This window comes from Mesorhizobium sp. M7A.F.Ca.US.006.04.2.1 (assembly GCF_004022915.1).
GTDB lineage: Bacteria > Pseudomonadota > Alphaproteobacteria > Rhizobiales > Rhizobiaceae > Mesorhizobium > Mesorhizobium ciceri.
This window is the reverse complement of record NZ_RZQA01000952.1, coordinates 1-2,227: the sequence shown is the minus strand read 5'-3', so window position 1 is coordinate 2,227 and position 2,227 is coordinate 1. Positions and strand designations below refer to the sequence as shown.

Here is a 2,227-nt window from a genome sequence, read left to right as displayed (position 1 = left end):
GAGTTCTCCCAACTGACGGGTCTAAATTATGTTCCGCCAATTTTGAGAGGGGTGCTGCTGCCGATGTGCTGGCGCGGCTAATCTCCCAGCAACAGGAGCGGCTTGCTTTGGCTGCTCGTGCCAAATCACCTGCCGCAAGTCGCGCATGTCGACCTGCTGACCGCAAATCGGGCAGGTATAGAAATTGTCGTCCTCGTCGGCTGGCTCGCCGCCGTGCTCCTTGCCGGGAATGGGTGGTCCAAGTCGGATGGCCTCGCCATGGCTATCAAACATTCAATTCGTCTAAAATGGTCCGGAACCATTTTAGCGCACGCTATATTGAATCGCAGTCTTGCGAGGCAGTTCATGCGTTTGAAGTTCATCCGTCCAATGTTTCCCACGCTTGTCGAGGTGCCGCCGACAGGGGACAACTGGATTCACGGAATCAAGTACGATGGCTATCGGACGCAAATCATAATCGAGAACGGCACGGCCCGAGCGATCACGCGAAGGGGCTACGACTGGTCATAGACGTACAAGACGATTGTCGAGGCGGCGGCAACCCTTTCACCCAAGTCGGCAATCATCGACGGCGAGGCAATCGTCCTCAATGGGAAGGGCGTGTCGGATTTCCATTCGCTGCGGTCCGCAATGCGATGGGCGCCGGATCGGATCATCTTCGTCGCCTTCGATCTGTTGCACCTGGACGGGGTCAACTTGCGCCCAGCACCTCTGCTGGAACGTCGGGAAAAGCTGCTCGAACTCGTCGGGCCTGCCAAGGGCGTGATCCAGTACAGTCACCATGTGCATGGCGGCGGGGCCGACTTCTACGCCGCGGTTGATCGCATGGGCCTGGAGGGCATGGTGTCGAAGCGGCCTGACAGCGTTTATCGGTCAGGCGACACCGAAGCGTGGCTGAAAACCAAATGCTACGAGGAAGTCGACTTTGAGGTTGCAGGCGTGCAGCTAAAACCGGGATCGGCACCACTCGCTTTGATGGCGACCCGCGATGCGGAACGCCGCTATGTCGGATCGGCTCACATCGCCCTGAACAAAGCCATGCGAGAACGCCTGTGGGCCAAGGTGCAGGAGGGGAAAGGCACGCCACCGAAGGGAGCCGACAAGCCAGACGCCGAATGGATCAAACCTGGCCTTGTCGGACGAGTGAAGACCCTTAAGCGCGAGGACAAGCTACGCCATGCGACTTTGCAGGCGATCCGTGAGGCGAAATCGTGATGTTACGAACGCCAATGAAGTAGGCCCGCCTGACAGCCCACGTCCTAAAACACACCACCGATGCCTATCCCCCCACTAATGTCTGGTGGGGGGGCTATGGGGCGTTGCGGGACGGCCTGCGCGCGTTTCGCCGCCTTGCGGCTGGGGCCGGTTTGCGAAGGGCCGTTGTCCGACGCGACTTTAGCCGGCTTGGCCTTGACGATGACCGGCTGCTTGCAGATTCTGCCGGAACGCAAAAAGAGATCGCCGAGCAATCCGACGGTCGGCTCGGTCGTGGGTGCGATCTGTTTGGTGTTTTTGTAGTAGTCGGTGAGGGCACGGATGGAGCCTGTGCCCCAATCGCCATCAACTTGCATCCGGTAGCACCCCAGGCGACGAAGTTCGGTCTGAATGCTGCGCGCAAGATCGCCTGCCTTGTCCTTTTCCGCTTCGCCCGCCGAGGCGCCGACAATGAGAGTTTCGAGGCCGGAGACGACGCTCTGGCGAGCGACTGCAACGCTTTCGGTTGAAGACAGATTGGCGACCCGAGTGCCGACCGGCTCCGCTGAACCGCCTGACGGTGCCGGAATCTCGACGGACCGCAGCGTCTGTCCGACGATGAGCACGGCGGTCTGCAGGTCGTTGGAGGCGAGCTCTATCTGCAGCTTCTTCTTGGCGTCTGGATCGGACAGGATGCGCGACAGGCTCGCGCTCAACTGCGCCGGATCGAGCATCTGCTGTTCGGTGAAATAGAATTGTTCACGCAGGTTCGACTGATCCCACGGCACCTGGCGGCCGACGGTGAGCGCCTCGGTCTCGTTGCGGACGCGGATCATCATGTCGGAAATGCTCAAGCCAGGAATTTCGACGTTTTTTAGAAGCGCAGTGGTGAACGGGCTGTTTTCGTCTGTCCCGTCGACGGTGACGTTCCCGGGCTGGGTGGCGAAGGCGACAAACGTGTTTTCGCCGACCTCGACCTGCGCCAGACCGTTGGAGATGTTGGCGCCGCTGCCCAGCGGATTGTTGCGGCAGG

Annotated in this window: 4 protein-coding genes; 2 read left to right on the top strand and 2 right to left on the bottom strand. The window is 60.1% G+C overall.

Going from position 1 to position 2,227, the window contains the following annotated elements:
- The first annotated feature begins 102 nt into the window (after positions 1-102).
- Positions 103-510, top strand: a complete 408-nt coding sequence (locus EN925_RS41725) for a hypothetical protein (protein ID WP_348630379.1) — start codon at positions 103-105, stop codon at positions 508-510.
- Here EN925_RS41725 and EN925_RS41720 read toward each other — a convergent pair.
- Positions 495-656, bottom strand: coding sequence for a hypothetical protein (locus EN925_RS41720; RefSeq protein ID WP_348630378.1), 162 nt, complete (start codon positions 654-656; stop codon positions 495-497). The two genes, EN925_RS41725 and EN925_RS41720, sit on opposite strands and share 16 nt — an antisense overlap.
- On the opposite strand from EN925_RS41720, the gene EN925_RS32725 reads away from it, so the two are divergent.
- A complete protein-coding gene (locus EN925_RS32725; RefSeq protein WP_348630380.1) occupies positions 580-1,215 on the top strand; it encodes an ATP-dependent DNA ligase in 636 nt (211 codons plus the stop codon). The two genes, EN925_RS41720 and EN925_RS32725, sit on opposite strands and share 77 nt — an antisense overlap.
- A 44-nt stretch (positions 1,216-1,259) precedes the next feature.
- Here EN925_RS32725 and EN925_RS32720 read toward each other — a convergent pair whose 3' ends face one another.
- Positions 1,260-2,180, bottom strand: coding sequence for a caspase family protein (locus EN925_RS32720; protein ID WP_245487396.1), 921 nt, complete (start codon positions 2,178-2,180; stop codon positions 1,260-1,262).
- Between the last annotated feature and the right edge of the window lie 47 nt (positions 2,181-2,227).